Origin of the sequence: Nocardia sp. AB354 (assembly GCF_049538315.1) — a bacterium.
Classification (GTDB): domain Bacteria; phylum Actinomycetota; class Actinomycetes; order Mycobacteriales; family Mycobacteriaceae; genus Nocardia; species Nocardia nova.
Map to the genome: position 1 here is coordinate 19,504 of NZ_JBMVFU010000035.1, position 20,683 is coordinate 40,186.

General features: G+C 61.0%; 16 protein-coding genes and 2 pseudogenes. 8 read left to right on the forward strand and 10 right to left on the reverse strand.

Annotation, left to right across the window (positions count from 1 at the left end; translation table 11 throughout):
* Positions 1–355: 355 nt before the first annotated feature.
* The 3 genes from ACPCUW_RS32645 to ACPCUW_RS32655 all read right to left on the reverse strand — a co-directional run bounded on the left by ACPCUW_RS32645 (position 356) and on the right by ACPCUW_RS32655 (position 3,278).
* Positions 356–757, reverse strand: coding sequence for a tautomerase family protein (locus ACPCUW_RS32645; protein WP_423429119.1), 402 nt, complete (start codon positions 755–757; stop codon positions 356–358).
* Between the two features lie 774 nt (positions 758–1,531).
* Positions 1,532–2,083, reverse strand: coding sequence for a DUF6875 domain-containing protein (locus tag ACPCUW_RS32650; RefSeq protein ID WP_423429121.1), 552 nt, complete (start codon positions 2,081–2,083; stop codon positions 1,532–1,534).
* On the reverse strand, positions 2,070–3,278 hold the full coding sequence (locus ACPCUW_RS32655; protein ID WP_423429122.1) for a histidine decarboxylase: 1,209 nt from the start codon (positions 3,276–3,278) through the stop codon (positions 2,070–2,072). Before ACPCUW_RS32655 ends, ACPCUW_RS32650 begins: the two co-directional genes overlap by 14 nt.
* A 1,718-nt stretch (positions 3,279–4,996) precedes the next feature.
* Here ACPCUW_RS32655 and ACPCUW_RS32660 point away from each other — a divergent pair.
* From ACPCUW_RS32660 to ACPCUW_RS32670, 3 genes are all read left to right on the forward strand, one after another.
* Positions 4,997–5,443 (forward strand): VOC family protein, encoded by a 447-nt coding sequence (locus ACPCUW_RS32660; RefSeq protein WP_423429124.1) that lies wholly within the window; start codon positions 4,997–4,999, stop codon positions 5,441–5,443.
* 500 nt (positions 5,444–5,943) lie between these two features.
* On the forward strand, positions 5,944–6,852 hold the full coding sequence (locus tag ACPCUW_RS32665) for a hypothetical protein (protein ID WP_423429126.1): 909 nt from the start codon (positions 5,944–5,946) through the stop codon (positions 6,850–6,852).
* A 139-nt stretch (positions 6,853–6,991) separates the two neighbouring features.
* Entirely contained in the window at positions 6,992–8,752 is a 1,761-nt protein-coding gene (locus ACPCUW_RS32670; RefSeq protein ID WP_423429128.1) for a hypothetical protein, read from the forward strand.
* Positions 8,753–9,453: 701 nt separating this feature from the next.
* Here ACPCUW_RS32670 and ACPCUW_RS32675 read toward each other — a convergent pair.
* From ACPCUW_RS32675 to ACPCUW_RS32690, 4 genes are all read right to left on the reverse strand, one after another.
* Positions 9,454–9,855: a hypothetical protein gene (locus ACPCUW_RS32675; RefSeq protein ID WP_423429130.1), complete on the reverse strand. Its 402-nt coding sequence runs from the start codon at positions 9,853–9,855 to the stop codon at positions 9,454–9,456.
* Positions 9,856–10,436: 581 nt separating this feature from the next.
* A complete protein-coding gene (locus tag ACPCUW_RS32680) occupies positions 10,437–11,429 on the reverse strand; it encodes a GlxA family transcriptional regulator (RefSeq protein WP_423429131.1) in 993 nt (330 codons plus the stop codon).
* A gap of 115 nt (positions 11,430–11,544) precedes the next feature.
* Positions 11,545–12,024, reverse strand: a complete 480-nt coding sequence (locus ACPCUW_RS32685; protein WP_423429133.1) for a hypothetical protein — start codon at positions 12,022–12,024, stop codon at positions 11,545–11,547.
* Between the two features lie 676 nt (positions 12,025–12,700).
* Positions 12,701–13,555 carry a helix-turn-helix transcriptional regulator gene (locus ACPCUW_RS32690; protein WP_423429135.1) on the reverse strand — a complete coding sequence of 285 codons (855 nt, stop codon included), beginning with the start codon at positions 13,553–13,555 and terminating at the stop codon, positions 12,701–12,703.
* Positions 13,556–13,655: 100 nt separating this feature from the next.
* On the opposite strand from ACPCUW_RS32690, the gene ACPCUW_RS32695 reads away from it, so the two are divergent.
* A complete protein-coding gene (locus ACPCUW_RS32695) occupies positions 13,656–14,396 on the forward strand; it encodes an SDR family NAD(P)-dependent oxidoreductase (protein WP_423429136.1) in 741 nt (246 codons plus the stop codon).
* Between the two features lie 184 nt (positions 14,397–14,580).
* Here the strand turns inward: ACPCUW_RS32695 and ACPCUW_RS32700 are convergent.
* Positions 14,581–15,245 (reverse strand): annotated as a pseudogene (locus ACPCUW_RS32700) (IS5 family transposase); the annotation flags it as partial.
* A 215-nt stretch (positions 15,246–15,460) separates the two neighbouring features.
* On the opposite strand from ACPCUW_RS32700, the gene istA reads away from it, so the two are divergent.
* Together istA and ACPCUW_RS32710 are read left to right on the forward strand one after the other, a co-directional pair.
* Positions 15,461–17,032 (forward strand): IS21 family transposase, encoded by a 1,572-nt coding sequence (gene istA / locus ACPCUW_RS32705; protein WP_423429172.1) that lies wholly within the window; start codon positions 15,461–15,463, stop codon positions 17,030–17,032.
* Complete coding sequence (locus ACPCUW_RS32710; RefSeq protein WP_423429138.1) at positions 17,032–17,742, forward strand: ATP-binding protein; 711 nt, start codon at positions 17,032–17,034, stop codon at positions 17,740–17,742. Before istA ends, ACPCUW_RS32710 begins: the two co-directional genes overlap by 1 nt.
* 150 nt (positions 17,743–17,892) lie before the next feature.
* Here the strand turns inward: ACPCUW_RS32710 and ACPCUW_RS32715 are convergent, their stop codons facing one another.
* Positions 17,893–18,366, reverse strand: a complete 474-nt coding sequence (locus ACPCUW_RS32715; protein WP_423429139.1) for a hypothetical protein — start codon at positions 18,364–18,366, stop codon at positions 17,893–17,895.
* Between the two features lie 223 nt (positions 18,367–18,589).
* Between ACPCUW_RS32715 and ACPCUW_RS32720 the strand changes: the two genes are divergently transcribed.
* A complete protein-coding gene (locus ACPCUW_RS32720; protein WP_423429141.1) occupies positions 18,590–18,997 on the forward strand; it encodes a hypothetical protein in 408 nt (135 codons plus the stop codon).
* A gap of 947 nt (positions 18,998–19,944) precedes the next feature.
* Here ACPCUW_RS32720 and ACPCUW_RS32725 read toward each other — a convergent pair.
* Positions 19,945–20,106 (reverse strand): annotated as a pseudogene (locus ACPCUW_RS32725) (transposase); the annotation flags it as partial.
* A gap of 319 nt (positions 20,107–20,425) precedes the next feature.
* Here ACPCUW_RS32725 and ACPCUW_RS32730 point away from each other — a divergent pair.
* A complete protein-coding gene (locus ACPCUW_RS32730) occupies positions 20,426–20,605 on the forward strand; it encodes a DoxX family protein (RefSeq protein ID WP_423429142.1) in 180 nt (59 codons plus the stop codon).
* Positions 20,606–20,683 lie beyond the last annotated feature (78 nt).

Here is a 20,683-nt window from a genome sequence, read left to right on the forward strand (position 1 = left end):
CTGTTGTGCTTCGACGAGGCTTTCCTCTAGGAAAGCACACAGCTGCTTCCGTTCGTCCGTTTCATAGGCGCCGCTGTCTTGTGCGGCATTGATCGCATTACGGGCCAGGGTTTCCGCTGTATGGGATCTCACGATCGGGTGATCGACGGCGGTATTCCGCGCCCAACCATGCGTTGGTTGTCCGGGCACAGAATTTCTCTCGTGACTGTACTCGGTTGCCCCTTTGACCATCAATGGGATTGCGGGGGCCATTATTCCAAGCGCCAAGATGTGGCCGGCCATGACCGTTGGTGCCGCCATATCCGTTGGCGGCTGCCTTTGATTCTGGGCCAAAGCCGCAGGGGCCGGTCTTATCTCAGCTCTTCTGAAAAGGATCACGGCGGCGAGCCATCTGGGTCATTCCGTTGAACCCCCAGCTCTCGCCGCCGAGCTCGCGCAAGACGACATACGTGGCGGTCGTCAGTAGGCCCAGGTGCTGGTTCAGTACAGCGTAGGCGTGCTCGATGAAGGTCGCTTGCTCGGCAGCGGTATTGGTGCCGGCGGTGATGTCGACTTCGAGGTGGACCCCGGTGGCATTCTTGATGCCTGCGCCGGCTACGAACCAGTGTGACGCCGGGACTGTGTTGATCTGAACCACTGTGACTTCCGGCGCTTTGAACAGGTCCTTCTCCAACAGTGCGGTGATGTCGGCGGCCAGGGCGGCCCGGGTCTGAGCGGGCAGGTCAGGTCCGGTCGCGGTCAGGCGGGCGAAGGGCATATCTGACGACTCCATGGTTTCGGCGTGTTGTTTTGAGCTATTACGATTGCGCAGCTGAGGTCGGCATCGCTGTCCCCGGCACCACCTCGTTTGGCACCCTGAACGATGTGGTGACCCGTTCCTTGCCGTGTCGGCCCGGCGCATGTGGAGTAGGCACTCCAGCTCTCCTCCGGGTGTTACACGGCAGCGCACCGCGGCAAGGGGCCTGGCCGAACGAACGAAGGGTCAGCGGAATATCCGTCATCACGCCGATGAGGTTTGATGAAGAACGCCCGATATTCTTTTCACGGACCTGCGGAGTCGGAGGCCCCGAAGGAAGTCTCGGCGGTTGTTCGACGATCATTCTGGTTCTCGGCGTCCAGGCTGGATTCAAAAAGCAACCTTGGAATGACTACGACCGGACAAGTTTGGCATGAGGAAAAGGTACGGCCTTGGTCTCCAGCGGAACGAGCACCGCATCAGACACATTCGGCACCCGATGCGACACTGGACACCGTGAGGTTTCACTCACGACGAAGTCATCGGCGACGATCCAAGTTGTGCGCGTCCTTGTATGGCGGCGCACCGGACACAGTGCAGTCGCGGGCGGCCCGATGACGCGGATGAAGCGCGCAGGAGGATAGGCTACGGCTCGTACGTATTCACGTCTTCTGGGGGTACCACCAGTGTCGGTGCGGCAAGCGCCGAGCTTACACCGCGCTCTCCGATAGAGAGTGGTCGGCGAGTACTGAATCGCGCGCATTGCTCGGTGATGCGCCTGCGGAGGTGCATCGGCTACGGTGCGATTCGTCGTGGGAACCTTTGGTGGTAGGCGCGGAGCCACCCCGGTTCGTCGGCGAGGAACAATATGTCGTGAACCGCCATCTGACGAATGACGAGTAGCGGCATCGGTGATCGGTTGACGTGAAATCTCGGGTTGTGTATTGCAGGGGTAGGGCACTCGGGATGAAACTGACCGACCATCAGGCCGGTAGTCACCGCGCGATTCTTGATACGCGGATGCACAGCGTCGATGAGACGCCATTGTTCACGCGGCATCGCAGGCAACACGACCACGAGTGCGAACAACTCGCCGTGGGTGATCGTCGGCCTGAGGTCGTTGTATTTGTTCATTGCTAAATATGCGATGCGCTGAAGGTGATCGGCGCCGTCGCCAGGCTGCCAGGACGCGCAACAAAGAATCACTGCGTCTCGCTTCAGCGCGGGACGTACGAACGGGCAAACCGGGCCGCGCCGGCCCAACTCGGTATGAGGTAGCGCCACGTATTCGCGCAGCCAATCTTTGACCTGTTTTGCAGTGGCTGGATCGACATCATCGCTCAACATTATCGGCTGACCTTTGTATGTCCTTGCAAAGTTCATCGATGATTGCCGGCGTCACGTGTGACACGGTAACGAGATGTGCGACCGTACCCTCGGTGGCGAGGTGATATTTCCGGCATATCGACTCGGCAGGCCGGTCGAATACGACCACGATCGAATAGGGTTGCAATTTCGGGGAAAGGCCGAGTTCGGCGAGGCGGCTACTCGCGTAACGGGCGGTAGCGAGGGCGCGGTGGGCGTTTTCCGCTAGCCCTGCGGCTCCCTTCGCGGCCAGGGCGTACCAGATGAGGATTGCAGCCAGTCCGCTTCGTGAGCAACCGAGTGTGGCGTCGGCGGCGCCGATGTATTCGCCGTGTATGTGCTGGTGTACAAGATCGTTGCGACAGATTGCCAGCGCGCAGGGCACCGGCATGCCTAGACCTTTGTGCATGCTGATAGCGATACTGCCGACCTCGGGGCGCGCAAACCCCCACGTTTCGGCGATCTCGGTGAACGGCACGATCAGCCCACTGAGCGCGGCGTCAGCATGAACATATACAGGGCCGGCGGCCGCTGCCGCCGTCACGATTGCGTCGACATCGTCGACTGCCCCGCTCATAGTGGTGCCGATAGTTGCCACTACGACAGCGCCGCGGCCTTCTGCTCGTCGGCATGCCCTTTCGAGAGCGTCGGGAGCGATTCGACCGCTTGCATCAGTGTCGACCGCGACCAGCTGCCTTCGCATGAGGCGAGCATTCTTCGCGATCGAGTAATGTGCGGCAGTGCTGCAATAGATCGAGGCTTGCGGAAGGGCCTCGCAGCCACGGTCGAGACCGAACAAATTTGCTTCGCTGCCGCCCGCTGTTATATAGCCGTATACTTCTGTAGAATCAGCATTGGCGAGACGAGCTATGAATTCGACGACAGCGCACTCCATCGCTTTGGAGCTGACCGCAGACTTTTCGATGCCACTTGGATCGCCGACATTATTCACGAAGATGTCCAAGAGGCCTGATAATCGGCTGAATTCGAAGTCCAGATTGCCCGGGAAACCTATCGCATACGGCTCCTCGGAGCGCATCATGTCGATAAACGTTTCTAGGTGGCGTAGCAGTTCGCTCTCTGACCTGGCAATATCCGTGATGCGATAGAAAGTCTCTGACGAAGGGGGTGCTGAAAGTTGCACTGAATATTTCCTGCTGTCGTAATAGAGGTGCACTGCACCTTGATTCGAGGTGCTTTCGTGTAGTCGCTTTGATATTCGTGCCGATTCGCAACCGGCGTCTAGAGGCCGAGGAAGAGTCGCTCGTTTGGTAGCCGGGCTTCGGGTAGATCAATTTCTGCAGACCGGAAGATGACTTCGACCGCGCACCAATGCATTCGAAACCAATCGGAAACGAGCATCCTCGCTGCCATCGCGCTGGCTCTGTAGTCGAAAGCTGTGCCGTGCAGCCAGATTCTGACGTGCACGTCCCCGGATGCTGACAGGTGCTTTCTTGCCCCGTAGCGTCCGGCTGTGCGCATTCCGTCGCAGGATGTATCCAGAGGGTTTCCTGACGGCATTCGAACTTTCGAAGCGCTGGTCGTCGAGTCGGCGCTATGAGCGACACCGGAGGCGCTGACAGACCGAGGGTCCGCTGGTAGCCGCTCTCGACGCATAATCGAAATGCGAGTCGCATACTGCTTGCGGCGCCCTTGGATGCGGGTCATACGTGTTGTCTTGCTTCGTAGGTCGTCGACAGCATGGCGAAACCTATAGCGTCGGAAGATGTTTCGCAGTAACGCTAACCAGGTGAATCGTTGGCTCTGCGACAGCGGACGCACGATGTTCAACCTGCGGGACACCGCTCGGGCCGATCGCCTTGCGCACGCACAGCTTATCGGTCGGTAGCCGGGGCCCGTCTGGCATCGGAGTTGTCGTACGGGTCATTGCGTGCCTCCCGATGTAAGCGATCTTTGCGCAGTCTGAACGTGGATGACGCGGCTGTGCATTGAGTTTGCCGCGATTATGTGTCGTATGGTGCGTATGGTGCACGGCCCGCCGAATGAGACGAATGGGGTCGTACGCTTTCTTCCTGGCCCACTGTCGCTTCGGGTGCACACGGTCAGGTTCAGGTGCGGTGGACCGAAAACTGTCAACAGTTGCTGTGCGATAGGGGCAGCGGAGCAACGCATGCAACTCTGGCGGCATTCGAGACCTGACAGGGGTGCGACCTCGGTAACCGGCGGAGTGTGAAGGATAAGCATGGAAGGCTCCGCAGATGGCCTGGCGTTGTCGTCCCATGCTCGGTCGGGAGTGCGACAGTTGAGAGGACAAACCAGTTGACGAGCTGGTACACCAGGAAGGCTATGACTCCGGGAAAGGCCGGGCGATAGTCGCATCAGACATTTGAGGTACTGTATGCGACAGCTCGCTGCCGGTAAACGGGTTCGGGCAGTCACCGGCAGGCCGGCTGGTTGAGCTTGTGACGGATACGCCGCGGCCTCGACGGAGCCCCTGCTTTTCTCGCTCCGACGACCGGATTCGGCGGCGGGCATCCCGCGACTCAGCCGACTCTGCACCAGTTGTGGCCAGCTCGTACCCATCGCCGATCTCGGCTTGAAACATCCATTTCGATAACGTCGTCGGGTGGTTCCCGAAGTCGTCCGTGGTCTGATTCAGCGTGATCCCCCGCTCCTTCGGGAACAGTTCGGGCACAGTGAGATCTGCCCAGTCGCGCCTTCGGCAAGCCATCTCAGTTGTCCTCTACATCTATAGCGACCCTGCCATGGTCTGTCACGTGTCGCGACCGGTGTCGGAAATGTCCGGTGTGGCACTGGTGAGAGTGGTTCAGCCGAAATAGTGTGCTCCTTGCTCGTCTTGTCTGCCGCAATATCGGAGACCTGCGCCGATTCGGCAGTCCTGGGAGCATCGTCCAACTCTGTCTGGAGCTCTTCTTGACTCTTATTCACACAACCGGTATACACCACTTTCGGCTGACCATTACCGACATCGACCGCTCGCGCGCATTCTACGAAAATGTTTTGGGATTCACCGTTGTAGCCGAATCAACTGGCAGCCCAGAGAATCCTGCTGTACGCACAGATCCCGCCCAGCTCTATGGCGGCGTCGTATTCGAAACCAACGGCATGCTGTTCGGCCTCCGGCCAGTGGCAAACCGAGATGACCATTTCGATTCCGAGCGGGTCGGTCTCGACCACGTCAGCTTTGCCGTAAACACGATCGATGACTTGCACACTATCGTTCAAAAATTGGACAAAGCCCGGATACGACACGGCGACGTCACAGAAATCAATCAGTTCGGTATCGCGATCTTGGCGTTCAACGACCCCGACGGCATACACCTCGAAGTTACTGCTCCAATGCCATCTCGACGCGATTAGCGCATGTGAGTTGTCGCCGGGTGGGTGCACCGCCTTCCGGCACCCTGAGGCAAGGCGGAACACTCGATCCGAGATTCTGGTGAAGCGCGAGCTGGACTTGCCGGGTACCGCCTGACCGCGCGGGTGTCGACTTCCGGGAATTTTGCTACACAATGATGCGTGAAGAGATGGCCGGCCTCGGTCGACCAGATGTCGCAGTAGAGGACAGTCTCCAGGCTGGAGCTACCTAATACTTAGGACGAGTTCGTGATCAGTTGAATTTTGCGGATCGGCGCTGGTAGTGACTGGTGTGGGCGCGTTGCTGGTGTCTTCGACGTTGGTTTCAACCAGTGTAGGCGGCCTATGGCGGTTTGCGCGGGAGTGAGCACGAGAGTTGCGAAGAAGTGGCGAATCTCGTTCCGAGAAGGATATTCGGCTTGAGAGTCTGCTGTGGACGGGGGTGATCCTTCGATCCTGCTACTAAATGCGATCACTATTTCCCAATACTTGAAGGACTGGTAGTGCTTACCGCTCAACTGACTCGGATAACTGCACGGCTCAGCGCTGTCGCTGCAGACGCGGGTGATGCCCTGGAATCCGGTCTGCGCGGTTTTGCGATCGATCTGCGCAAGGTTTCGGACAATTTTGTCTTCGCTGACCAAAAGGGCGTCAGCTCGATCGCGAACTTCGATTCCCAGGCTCCGAGTCTTTCCGGTCAAAGTTGCTACACCGGGCGCCTGTACAGCTTCACACCGGACGAGGTGCGCAGCATGCCGATCCTCAGCAGTGACCAAAAGGTCATCGGTGTTCGGTTCCCGGCAGAACTCGCGGATGCGAAAACGCCGATGACGTTTACAGTCGAGGCGCGCGAGGAAGTGGGCCGAAGATATCGGCAATATAATCAGACTGGTTCGCGGTGGGACGAGATTGGACAAGCTACGGCGCCATGGTCATCTGATAGTGGGAAAGATCTGATCTTTGCGGATGCGCACGCTACCGGAAATGTCTATTATATCCAGGTCGGAAAAAATCTTCCGCACACAAGGTTCGGCAGATGGATAGATATGCGAGTCGACGGCGATACGTACGGAACGATCTTAGCTGCGAACAAATACTTCAAGCAGGCAGTAAGAGGTGCGCCGACGGCTGATCTTATCCAACTCTCGTGCTTCTCAGCGCGTAATTCAGCCGCGCTGCAGTCCAGCGAGTCCTTGCACTCAGCGGGAATAGGCCTCACTGTGCACGCTACTGAAAACACTCTGATTCTTGAGATGACAAACGGCGGAGGCGGCGAGGTCGGGCATATAAGACAGAGTGGCGATACCCTCCATGGGTTCGGTTCGGAGGTAGAAGCCAGTGCAGCCGGTCTCCCCGTTGGATCTCCATGGGTGGAGTTCAAAGCGAACCAACAATCGAAACTGCAAGACTGACACTCGCTGAGGCGGCCACGTCGGCGGCCGCCCTCGTCGGCCTTCCGGGGGCCGTTCGATTCTCCCAGGCTGGTGCACCCGTGACGAATCTCCTATCTCTTCCCGCCGGTGTAAGTTGGACCGGGAAAGCACGCGTTCCATGGCTGTAGAGATTCCGTACGATGTGGCGTTGTTTCTCAACTACATTGGTGTGCCGTATCCGGATATCAACGAGGATCAGGTCCGCGCGCTGGGGACTCATGTGCGGAATTTCGCGAACGGCGTGGCGGATACGCACGATACCGCGACCGGTGTGATCGCCGATATGGGAAAGGTGTACTCCGGGTATTCCTACCAGGCATTGGTCGCGGCTTGGGCGCGGAGGTCGAAGTCCCATATGGCTGATCTGGATGCGGCGTGCCATCTGGTGGCCGATGCTCTGGACGCGGCTGCTGGGGTGATCGTGGTGACAAAAGTCGCTGTGCTGGCCGAACTCGCTGTGCTGGCAGCCAGTTACACTGCCGCGATGGCCGCCACAATCGCGACGGGCGGTCTGTCGGTCGCGATCGAGCAGGCGATCGCCGCGGCCGCCCGCAAGATTTGCCAGGTCATGGAGCAGGCGCTTATCGGCTACATCCTGTTCGAGGTCATCGGGAAAGCGATCGAGCCGCTCGAGCATGTCATCGACCGCATGGTCCGGGGAGTAGCGGATGACCTCGCGGGTGAGGTGTTGGGTCCGCCACCCGGTTCGACCGAGCAGCCGCTATACATCGAGCCCGACGAGGTCATCCACACCAGTCGTGTCCTGGACGGGCTGGCCGATGACATCCTGCGGCAGGCATCGGGTTTCGCGGAAAAGATCGCGGGACTGGACTTCGCCTCCCCCATCTTCGACAACGGTGGCGGCGGCGTGCCTGCCGTGGATCCCTCTGTGGGAGTGGGATCGTCGGACATGACGGACGACGACACCCCTGCACCGGTGGCTAATACCTCACCGACGGCCCCGGCTGGCGTCACCTCCGGCACGCAAGGCCCTGCCCATATCTCTTCTGAATATCCGCTCTCGTCGGGATATCTGCCCGATCACTCTCGCACGCACATGTCCGGGGCGGCTGCTGAGGCTACGGGGTATCCAGCTCACCCTGCCGCAGGCCGGTTACCGGGTTCGGATGCTGTGTCGAACACGGGAGTGGCTGGTGTACAACCAAATTCGGCGATCGGCGATCGCACGTCGGACGCGGGTGGGGGTCATGTGGCAGCGGGTCTTCATGGCGGGGCACCGAGTCCCGGGCATGTCGCGTCCGGGACAAGTTCGGATGGACCGACGGCAAGGGCCGAGGCTGGCGTCACCGCCCAGTACGACGCCGGCGGTACACCCGGACGCTATGCCCCGCACAGTCTGGTGTCCGATCTTCAGGCACCGTGGGGTGCGACTCCGTCGGGGCCCCCCTCGTCGGTGATGGGGCAGGATTGGTTGCGCAGCTCCCCCGAGCAGGCAGGCGATGCCGACGATCCGTCGTCGCAGAGCCAGTCGAGCCTCGGGGGACGTGCCGGCCGGGGATCCGACCAACGCGTCACCCCATGGCGAAAGCGCGCTCGCAGCAAGACGGTTTGCAGGAAGTCCACAACGAAGGAGGCCTCCGAGTCCGGAACGCCATGGTCCGGCGGTGGTGTTCCGCCGAAATCCGAGCCCAGAGTGTTCGCCCGGCTCGATGCACGACCGACGCCCTGGCGGACCGGCCGGCCCACCGAGACCGCGGACACCGCCGATGCAGCGCAGGCCCTGGACTTCGAGCATTCCTCCACGCAGGCCTCGGAGAAGGAGACCAGCGCGACGCGACAGCCAGCGTCACACCGGCAAGGCCCGACCGTTACGGTTCCATCGGTCACCACCGACAACCGGCCTAAACCGAAGACCTAAACCCTGTGCAGGGCTCCATGATCCGCTCAAATCGAGGCGCGCGCTGCCAGCGTCCGTGGACTATGTCGCCGGCAAACGAAGATCGATTCGGGCAGTGCTCACCCACTACCGATGGTCGGGTCACGCGGTCGATAACCACCGCTCAGTTCCGGAATGCGGGTTCAGGCAACTCACCCGCGGCAATAAGACGAGCTCTGCAGATCTCCTGATTGGGGAGGTGGGTGCGTTCGACTTGGGCGCCGAGCAGCGGCTCGACGCGATGCAGTGCGGGTGTGCCTAGCTGAGTGGATCGACTCATCTGGCCGGCCGGACGGGCCAGCGATGGCTAGTGAAACGACTCATGGACCAGGATGAAAACGATCGCAGCGAGTTCGGACCGGAAGCGGCGAAGTTCCTGTCTTCATCTCGTTGGTCCGACTTGTGTGGCGTTGCTGCATGCTCTTTGGGCGTCGGTGGCCGCACTTACGCAACTCACGCGCAACGCAGGGCGTCTCTAAAGGCGGAATGTCCGGTACATGTGCCCTGGCCGGCTCTCCGTCCTCCTCGCCACTGCCGTCGTCGAGGTGATTGCCGGCCTACTTCGGGTTGAAAGGTGAGGCCCTCCTCCTGTGCATCGAAGCGTGCGATGCGTATGACCTCGGGTGCGCCGTTCGACATGTTCGGCGGCGTGTCCTGCCGTGTCGACCACGGGGTGGCCTGTGTCACCACGCTCGCCATCGATCGGTTATCTGGTGACGGGTCATGGAGTTGCGCGCGGCAAAGGCATCTAAGTCACATCCTGCATCCACCAGGCTCTCTTCGAGGAAGGCACACAGCTGCTCTCGTTCGTCCGTTTCATATGCGTCGCCGCCGTGGTCGGTATTGATCGAATTGAGAGCACGGGTGGTCAGCTCCAAGAGAGCCGACAGCTGCTCGTCGTTTGGGTCGGCCAAGCCTTTGAGCACACACTCGAAGGCCGACAATGCCTGATCGGTGGACGCAAGCAGAGACTCCGGGAACAATTCGGCGATGACTGCGTCGTCGGGATCGATTGCTCCCGAAGCGAGTTCGCGAGCCTCCCGCTCAACGTCTTCACGCCAGTAGATTGAGGGTCGAGTAACCAAAGAAATCTGCCTATCATGCGATGAATTGCGGGACCTGGATATACATTGTGGCATGACTCTCGCGTCCAGCCAGTGTCGCATCGGACATTCACAGAACTGCTTGCGACAGCGGTAGCTCCACGCAAGGGGTCGCCGAGTTTCGATATGGTCGGCCAGTAAAAGGGCCTCATGCAATAAAAAAGAGCGGAGCGGCCCGGCCGGGCCGCTCCGCTCTTTTTGTCGAGTTTACCAGTGTTCACCGACTGCTGCGGCCGAGAGCGAGCTGGTGAGACCGACTATAAAATGTGCCAGCCAATCCATGGCGGTACCTATCTGTAGTTCCGAAATTTCTCTCTAGAAAACTGTATATGATCGAGGATAGCGATTTTTGTACTGGTTGCCAGGCCTGGGAATAAATTCTATTCAGCTTCTGTCCGTTTCGAACACGGCGATGCCGTCTCGTGGTGTCGAGCGGAGCGCAAATCGGCTGCAAGAGCTTCGGGGTATTGTTGTTACCGAAAAGTCGGTAATCGGAGTTGCTACGTGCCTCGAATCGACCGTCTTTGAGTACGCCAAATCATGCTCGGAAAGCACATTCGTTCTCAGGTAGTGACGTGCGACTCCCAAGACATCGGAGAGGATCGGATCTCGGCGATGGTCCGGTTGCGCCGCCGGCGAAAGAGTGTACGTAGTGTACTGGCGTTCAAGTAGCCGACTCTGGCGGCAATGGCTTCAACGGTGAGATGGGTCGTTCGTAGAAGTTGGGTCGCACGCTCCAGTCGAATTTCGTCGATAAAATCCCTCGGCGACATGCCTATCTCTGCTTGCGTCGCGCGCTGAAGACTGCGCACGGTGACGCCCAGGGAGTGAGCGGCGTCAACGAGGCGAAACTGCTCGCTAAGATGCTCGCGGGCCCACCGCTCGAACGCGGCAACCAGAGAGTTTCCACGGGCGATCACCTGGGGCAACGCGAACTCGGCCTGAGTCTGGCGTTGGCCGAGCAGAAGGTAGCGGGCCGTGAGTTCGGCCAGTGCGGGGCTGCGGGTCGCGATAAGCGACAACGCAAGGTCCAGGTGGGACAGTACGGCACCGGCGGTTGTTACGCGACGGTCGCGGCACAGAATGTTTCCCTCTTGAACGTCGACGTGTGGATAGCGTCGGCGAAAGGCTGGCCCTAGCCACCAACTCGTAGTCGCGCGAGTGCCATCCAAGGCTCCGGCCTCGGCAAGAAAGAAGGTGCCGGTACACGCGGCAGCAAGGTGAACATCTCTGTCGGCAGCTTCGGAAATGCATCGTAGTACCGAAGTATTAGCCGCCGAGGAAACCGTAGCGATGAGGTCGTCAGCGTCGAGCGCGTTGACCGCTGGCACGATCAACAGATCCAGCGCCGACGGAAGGCTCGACAGCGGGACTGTCGGAACGAGATGCCCACGTCCCGTGCGCGCAGCGTCGGTCAGCGAAGCGACCTGCAGGCTCCATGGCTCCGGTGGAGAGTCGAACTCTTTCCGCAGGGCATTCGCCATGTCGAAGGCTTCCAGGACTGCCGCCAAACCGAACTCCGCGGTCCGGTCCATAATCAACACCGCGACGTTCATTTGAAATGCGATATCGAAAGGGTATTCTGTGACGTCATGACTGGGCTTATTCGGGCAACTGGCACTTGAATCTCCTCAACAAGGTTGTAAATCTCCTAAGAAAGACCGGAATTTGCTACCGAATGTCCAGCAAATCCGCTGCGCGGCGTCGGGAATGCTGCGGGCATGGCTTGGGGTTGCAATTGAATATCAGGGGTGACCTCCTTTCGAACGGCTGATTCTTTTGCCGAAGATCGTAATATTCGTCTCCGCTCTCGGCATCGGCCGTGAGCGTCATGATGCATTGTGAGCCTGGTTTGCCAGCGATATAGGCATGGGTTTCGGTGTTCCATCCGTAGGGAATCAGGTGGACGCGTTCGCCCTGGTGTTCCAATCGCTCAATGAGTTCATCCAGGATGTCCAGCGCGTCTGCGAGCTGTGACAACACGTCGAAATTCTTGTGTGCTGGGCTCCGCTCGCAGGTCGGCGTCAGGATCGTCAGCCCTTCGATGACGATTTGCGTGACACTCGGGTGGGCAGACAAGGCTCGAATTGGGCGAAGAGCCGCGGGGACGGTGTACAGGTCGCCCGGTCCGATGCTGACGGTCGTCGCCAAGCAATCGAAGAACGTAGTCGTCGTGCCAATCGCCTCGGAGGTCAGACCGGCCGCGTAAGGGTTCCGCGTAGTGATGGTGTACTCGAAGAGGCGGCAGTGTCTGCTGTGTAGGTGCATCGGTTTATCGCTTGAGCGGGCCGTCAGTGGTGGTGCCCCCAGTTCGCGGTCCGCGCGGTAGAGGCCACGGCTCGCGCTCGTATGTCTGGGGCACCTGAAAGGGGCGGGTGGTCGGTACCGACATACTCGGGAATGGACGGCCGGGCGGTGATCTGGGTGAGAGTCATAGTTTGCTCCAAGAACGATTGGACGACGCTCCCGGGGCTGCGGCGCTTGCGCGCGGAGAAATTGTGAACCTCGTTCGCGAGAGAGCGCTCAACTGCAATGAGTTTAATACTGTCGATCTCAGGCATCGAGGAGTGCGTCAGACACTTTTGATACTGATTGCGACATTGTTGTGGCCGATTTGTGCGGTTTGACCATATTGCTTGCCGTCAAACGTCTCGACCGAGATTGCTCCCCGGTAGCACTAGGTTGGCTGCATTGTCTTGGATACCCAGTCCCGCCTGTGTTGAACCTGACGTCACCGCGAACGGTATTGGCGCCATACCGAACGCGAGTAGGCCGACGTTTGCACGAAAGTTTCCTGCGCCGACCTCGCACAGGCTTCGCCGCTAGGCTAGGTGTGAGAAGTGAGATTCTGGGTGCCGATAACTTTGATGAGACGCAGTGCTTCCCTGTCGGGAGTACCAGTTGCTGCTGTGTAGAGAATGACCCACTGGTCGCGTTCGGGATCGTGGAGGGCATCGCAGTCGAGAGTTATCCAACCAACGGACGGGTGCCGCAGGCGTTTTCGACTGGATCGGCGAGTCTCTACCTCGATCTTCTCCCAGAGATCAAGGAATTGGGCGCTGACGTGTTGGAGCTGTCGGATGAGTTTCGAAAGGTGCTCATCGTTGGGGTACCGGGCCCGGGCTGCGCGGAGGTCGGCGACCGACTCACGCGCAAATTGCTCGGCGCCCGCCGCATCGTGTCGCGCGTGTGCCGCTGGATCGGTGAAGAAGCGCCAGACGATGTTGCGTTCGGCTGGAGGCAACGACCCGAAGTCGCCGAGGAGTGCGGTTGCCATGGCGTTCCACGCCAGAACATCATAGCGGGCGTTGCAAACCAAGGCCGGCGTCTCGTCGAGTCGCTCGATCATTTGCAGGATGCCGGATCGGACCTCCGAGCTCGGCTCGGTCGGCGGGCTCGAAGTGACGCCGACGAGGTTGTACAGGTAGTCGCGCTCGGCGGAGGACAGTTGCAGTGCCCGTCCGATCGCGGTGAGCATCTGCAGGGAGGGGCGAGGACCCCGCCCCTGCTCCAAACGGATGTAGTAATCGACGGACATCGCTGCCAACTCCGCAACCTCTTGTCGGCGCAACCCGGGCGTGCGACGTCGCGGTCCGACTTCCAGCCCGACATCTGCGGGTTTGACGATGGCTCTGCGGTGCCGGAGGAACGTCGCCAGGGCCGCTCGGTCGAAGTTGTCCACACCTCATAATTGCGCAAGACGGTCGCCGGATCGTGGGATCGTCGATACCAGTCTCGACGGTGCTCTCCCGCAGATGCTCCACGGTTGCGATCGTGTCGGCATGACTGAAACAGTAAAAAACATCTTGATCACTGGGGCCAACAAGGGCATCGGATTCGCGACGGCACGAGCCTTCGCGCAAGCGGGTCACACCGTGCTCCTCGGCGTCCGAGACCGAGAACGTGGCACTGCCGCGGCGGCGGAGCTGGCAGCCTGCGGACTCGGAGCGCGGTTCATTCACATGGACGTATCCGCACCTGATGTAGTCATCGCCGCGGCATCTCTCATCGAGCATGAGTACGGTAAATTGGACGTCCTCATCAACAACGCTGGCATCACGCGCGATCGACCTCATGCGCCTACCGACCTTCCGATCGACCGGCTTCGCGAGACTTACGAGACGAATGTGTTCGGCGTCGTAACGGTCATCAATGCCATGATCCCCTTGCTGCGCAGGTCGGCATCCGCTTCCATCGTCAATGTTTCCAGCAGTTTGGGCTCAATGGCGTCCCTGTCTGATCCCAATGCGCCGATGTGGCAGTACGCCAACCTTCTTGCCTACAACTCCTCGAAGACAGCACTCAACGCGATCACGCTTGTCTACGCGCAGACGTTGCGATCCGAGGGCATCGCGGTGAATGCTATCGATCCAGGCTACGTTGCCACCGATCTGAACAACCAAGCCGGCCCCCTGTCGGCAGACGAGGCAGGCGCGTCCATCGCGCTGGCACTGAAAGAGCTCGACGGCAATCCTGCCACGGGTGCCTTCTTGTCTCTCGATGGTGCCCATCAGCCATGGTGACCGCGCATCCTGCGCGCCTCTCCGGCCGGTAGGACTGTACGCCACGCGGCGCACATACTTCCGGATTCGGCATGTTCGACGTCAGCGTCCGACCATGCCGAACCGCGCAATGTGTTCGCGCCCGAAGGCGATCACGTCGTCGGGCGCGGTGGGGGTATTGGGCGCCGCCACCTAAGAGCGTGTCTTATGTGGGTGATTTCGCGATTTTCTTGAAGCCTGTCAGAGCGGCGCCGAGGGTGAGGAAGGCGAGAAAGTGGCTGGCTTTGCGGTCGTAGCGGATATTGAGCCGGTGGTAGCCGGTCATCCACGAGATCGTGCGTTCGATCACCCACCGGTGACGGCCGAGTCGGTCGGAAGATTCGACCCCTTTGCGGGCGATACGGACGTCGATACCTCGATCACGCACCCATATTCGCAGGTCGGAAGCGTCATAAGCTTTGTCGGCGTGCAGTTTGGCGGGTCTGCGCCGGCGTGGCCCGCGCCGCGATCGGACGGCGGGGATCGCTTTGACCAGCGGCCGCAGCGCTTGCGCGTCATTGGTATCGGCGGCCGAAATGCCCACCGACAGAGGGATTTCCGTACGATCGGACAGGACGTGAATCTTCGAGCCGGATTTGCCGCGGTCGACCGGGCTCGGCCCGGTCAGAGGTCGCCCTTTTCCGCCCGCACCGACGCAGCGTCGATCACCGCACGTGACCAGTCGATCAAGCCTCGGCCACCCAGCTCATCCAGCACAGCGCGGTGTAATCGCCGCCAGAGCCCGGTTTCGGTCCACACGGTGAACCGGCGATGCGCGGTCGGGACGCTGACACCGAACGAGGGCGGCAGCATCTGCCACGCGCAACTGGTTTTATCCGTGAATCACGACACCGTTGATCGGTGAATCTCGACAGCACCCCGGCGCGAAAGGTGTTGGTATCCACGAATTTTGACACCACTGACGGGTTGCAGTGGCAAGATCATCCTGCTATCAGTATGCAACGGCCCGTAGGGGTGGATCTGTGCCGCCGAACCAATCCAAGGCGCAGTTGTATGCGGCGATCCGCCGGGACTCGAGAGCGGGCATGTCGGGCCGGGATCTACAGGCCAAGTACAACGTTGGCTACCGCACGGTCAACGCCGCGCTGACATCGGCGTTCCCTGAGAAGCGCAAGGAGTATCCGGCGCGGGTATCGAAGCTGGATCCGTTCAAGGGGTTCATCGACGAGATGTTGCGGGCGGATCTGGACGCGCCGCGCAAGCAGCGGCACACGATCAAACGGATCTACGAGCGGCTGATCGACGAGCACGGTATGGACGATGTGTCCTATCAGCGGGTTCGGGACTATGTCGACAAGCGCAAGCCGCAGTTCAGGGTCGAGGCCGGCCGCGAACCGCCGCAGGTGTTCATCCCGCAGACCCACCGTCCGGGTGCGGAAGCCGAGGTCGATTTCGGTGAGGTGACCGTCGAGTTGCGCGGTGAGCTGATCGTGCTCTATCTGTTCTCGCTGCGGATGTCGTTGTCGGGCCGCTCTGTTCAGCGAGTATCGGCCTCGGGCGGGCAGGAAGCGTTTCTGGAGGGGCACGTCCACGCGTTCACCGTGCTCGGCGGGGTGCCGCATGGGAAGATCCGCTACGACAATTTGAAGGCCGCGGTGGCGAAGGTTCTCGGGTTGAGCAGGGCCAGAACCGAATCGCAGCGTGGGACCGCGTTCCGCAGCCATTACGGCATCGACGATCCGTTCTACTGCATCCCGGGCATCGAGGGCGCGCACGAGAAGGGTGGTGTCGAGGGCCAGATCGGGTACTACCGGCGCAACCACTTCGTTCCGGTCCCGAAGGTCGAGTCCCTCGAGGAGCTCAATGCGCTTGTCGAGCAGTGGGATACCCAGGATCTGAATCGCAGGATCGGAGCTCGTCCGCGCACGATCGGCGAGCATTTCGCGCTGGAGGCGCCGACGCTGAAACGGCTGCCCACCGAGGAATTCGAGACCGGGTCGTGGCTCGCCACGCGGGTGGATCGGTATTCGATGGTCGCGGCGCGGACCAACAAATACAGTGTTCCGATCCGGTTCATCGGCCGCCCTGTCCGGATCCTGTTGCACGCGTCCTGGCTGGTCGTCTACGACGGCCGCACCGAGATCGCCCGCCACGAACGTCTGATCGGCAAGACGCGTACGCGCGTGGAACTCGATCACTATCTCGAAGCGCTTGTCCGTAAGCCCGGCGCGTTGGCGGGCGCGACCGCTCTCGAACAAGCCCGCCAGAGCGGGAAGTTCACCAAGAGCCACGACGCGTGGTGGGCCGCTGTCCGCAAGGCCCACGGCGAGCGTGACGGCACCCGCGCGATCATCGAAGTGCTTTTGCTGCACCGCAGTATGGCCCATGACCAGGTTGTCGCGGGCCTGGACGCTGCGCTGCGCGCGGGCGCGCTGACCGTGGACGCGGTCGCGCTCGAGGCCCGCAAGGCCGCGCAAGCCGCGCTGCGGCTGCCGGGTGTGGTCGATCTCGACGAACCCGATCCGGATCCGGTTCCGTCGCTGACCGCGCGCCGCCTGGCGCAACTGCCGCCGGACACCCGGCCCCTGCCGTCGGTCGCCATCTACGACCAGCTGCTGCGCATCACCAAACCGAGAACCGCAGAAGGGAATTCCTGATGACCACCCCGAGCCCGCGCCGTCACGGCATGACCGATCAGGCCGCCGACGCCGCTGTCGACCAGGCATGCCGGATGCTGCGGCTGCCCAGCATCCGCTCCCAGTTCAACGACATCGTCGTAACCGCGACCCGTGACCAGATGAGCTACCGGGCATTCCTGGCCGAGTTGCTCCTCGTCGAATGCGACGACCGGGCGCGGCGCCGCTCCGAACGCCGCATCCGCGCCGCCGGGTTCCCGCGCGACAAATCGCTGCGGACGTTCGACTTCGACGCCAACCCGAACATCGACCCTGCCGTGATCAACACCCTCGCTAATTTCGACTGGGTGCGCAAGGGCACACCACTGTGCTTGATCGGTGACTCCGGGACGGGCAAGAGCCACCTGCTGATCGCGTTGGGCACCGAGGCCGCGATGCGCGGCTACCGCGTGAAATACACTCTGGCAACGAAACTGGTGAACGAGCTCGTGGAAGCCGCCGACGAGAAGGTGCTGGCCAAGACGATCGCCCGCTACGGGCGAGTCGATCTTCTCTGCCTTGACGAACTCGGATATATGGAGCTCGACAAGCGCGGCGCCGAGCTGTTGTTCCAGGTTTTGACCGAACGCGAGGAAAAGAATTCTGTCGCGATCGCCTCGAACGAAGCGTTCTCCAAAGCGCACATGTTCGCGCGAATCTGTGCGTACTGGCGCCGAAGTTTCACGGGTTGAGCAGTCGGGTCAGGTCGACGAAGTCGGCCAAGATAGATCATGGTCGCCTCGGCGGTCATGCCGAAAGCGGCGGCGACGAGCTTGGGGTCCATGGTGTTGACCAAGTCGATCAGGCGAGTGCAGCGGATCATCCGCGGGCCGAACCCGCAATCATCGGAGGACATGGCTCAGATAGGCGACCGACGCGGGTGACCTCCCGGCCTTGGTCCCTTTGGTGACGATGACGTGCGGGTTGGTGGTTCGCCAGGAGGCTCGATGGGCCAGACAGCGCTGCACGATCACCCAGCTGGCCGGATCCATCGGGACCGGATGCGGTCGATCGCCGAGCCGCACGGTCCGCAGAATCGGATCGACATCGTCGCAGATCAGCAACCGGGCCTCACGACTGGAAGCGCCATGCAGCAAGGCGAGGATGCCGACCAAGGCTTCATGCGGATGCACCAGCGGGTCTGTGGTCCACCGCCGGAACAACGACCGCTGTTGCTGGAGGGTGAGGGTTCGGTCGCGAAACCCCTTGGCCTCCTTACGATCCAGGCTCTTTGTCGGATCGACGACAATGCCGCTGGCGCCAGCGCCGCGGCGCAGACCCCGCCTCCGCAGCAGCCGGTATTCACCGACACTCAACAGTCACTGGAAATCGTGTCCTGACCAGCAGCCCATCCGCGAACTACGACACCACCCCGGCAGCCGAACACGGGAGAGGCCTGCGGATGCACGTCGGCGTGTCAGAGTGCCACCACCACTGGGGAAGCGATCGACGCGATGGGCTGAGTGTGTCTCGTACTATCGCTATCTCATATTTTCTAGCTTTGCCCGCGCCGACGGGCACAGAACGGATGCGTAATCGATGCGTGTGCTCACCCAGGCAGTCAGGTTGGCTCTCGCCGCATCGGCGGTCGTTGCTGGATCAATAGCTGTGGCCGGACCGGCGAATGCGGTCGCGACCCCGGCCGAGGCATGCGGCAGCAGCTACCACGAAATCGATCACGAAGATCTCCCCGGCGCACGAATCCACCTGCTCTACAACGGCACCACCAACTGTGTGGTCACGACGAACAACAACCCGGGAACAAAAAAGTACATGCTGGCCGGAATAGCGTCCGACAATCACCCCGCTGCCATCAATGACTCGGGCGTCTTCGCCTACTACGCCGGCCCGGTGAGGCTCTATGCCAGAGGTATCTGCATCATATGGACAGGTGCCTCCGGCTCGATCACGTGGGCCTCACCGGAGTCGCGGTCGCACTGCGGCTGATCGCCGCCAAGCACATGCACGGCGGGATGCCTGCGATCCCAAGGGCTGGTTCCGGTCCTCCCTGGCTTCCTGCAGTCCACCCTCTTTGCAGATGTGGAACCGGCTGGCCACGCGGTCCACGCGGTCCACGCGGTCCAGAAGACATCGGTTTGTCCGGGAGACGTCGCTTGGATTGAACGCCATCACCGACGGCCGCCAGTCATACGTCGGATCGTCGGCATCAGGGTCGGACAGATGTCCGCGATCGGGCGGTCGTCGGCGACGAGAAAGACGTCCCGGCGCTGCCGACTCGATACCCTGGTTGTTCTCCGCTCGGAGAACAGGAGAACACCAGCCCCCGCAGGGCTGCACACACCGCAACTGCCCGAATTGCCTTGCTACCCCTTCCGCTGGCATGCCGACGTTCCCGAATTACCTCGCCAGCTCGGGTTGTGCCGCCATACCACCCAACGGACTGTCTGTTCGGCTAGCCCTGAATGCGCAGTGCAGAGCGCTCCAAACATACGTGCAGACACCTTCACATCGACAGGGCGGAAGAACTCCCAGGTCGTCGAGTCTCGAAATCGAGTCGCGAAACTGTGCAGCCCAGCCCCCTTATCTCTGGCCTCACCATCGACGACGCGATGGAACTCGCCGAGATGCCGACGTTTATCGACAACTGGCTAACCAACAGCGCCCCGCTGTCGCGCAATCCTTTCACGCCTTCGTCGGCACGGACGGCTACACACTCACGAACCTACAGGCCGACCTGAACCGATTCGCCACCGTTCTTGAGGGCCTCGAAAACTCGGCCCGCAACCTCCACACCGAGCCTTTCTGACACGCCCAGCGATCGGGACACCCGACCGGGGTGACATCAAAATTCGCGGATACACCCGCCCCGGAACGGCCCCGAGTGACGCCAGAATTCACCGATAAGTGGTGTCAGAATTCGTACTTACGGCCACGCAACCGCTGGTCAGCACGAACACCACCGCGGTGAACACCACGCGCTCGTCGATCGGCGCGGTGCCACCACCCTGCGGACGTGGACTGAACTCCGGCAACAACGGTTCGGCCAGAGCCCACAACTCGTCCGGGACAAGACGTTTCGACAACTGATCGACCACAAACCGAACATCATGCAGCACAACCGGGTCCGACGCACCACAACCGAATCACAACCACGTAAGACACGGTCTAAGCGATGTGCGGATTCCGCAGCAGTGCCTCCTCCACTTCGATGGGAGCCGCTGCCGGCGTCGGTTTCGACACCGTGACGCACGGCCTGGCATTTCGGTGAGCTATTTCGTCGGTTCTACCGAGACGAGGCCGCTCCGAATTCCGGAGCTCGCCTCCAAGAGACGGGCGCGTTCGTCCGTCTCGAGTGCCGGGATCTCTGCTTCCACTGCGATTCCGGCGTATCGGTGTCCGAACAGAAAGCGTCACATGAATATGTTCTTGTGGGTCCTGCAGGGCTGTCTCGCAGCGCTCGTGGTCCTGTCCGGGGTCGGCAAACTCGCGCAGCCGAAAGACATACTGGCGAAGAAGTTTCCCTGGATGCAGGATGTTTCCGAGGCAAGCATTCGTCTCATCGGGATCGTGGAGGTCGTAGGCGAATTGGGTTGATCGGGCCTGGTGCCACCGGAATCGCGCCTGTACTGACGCCGATCGCCGCAGTCGGACTGATGGTCTTCGCCGTGCTGG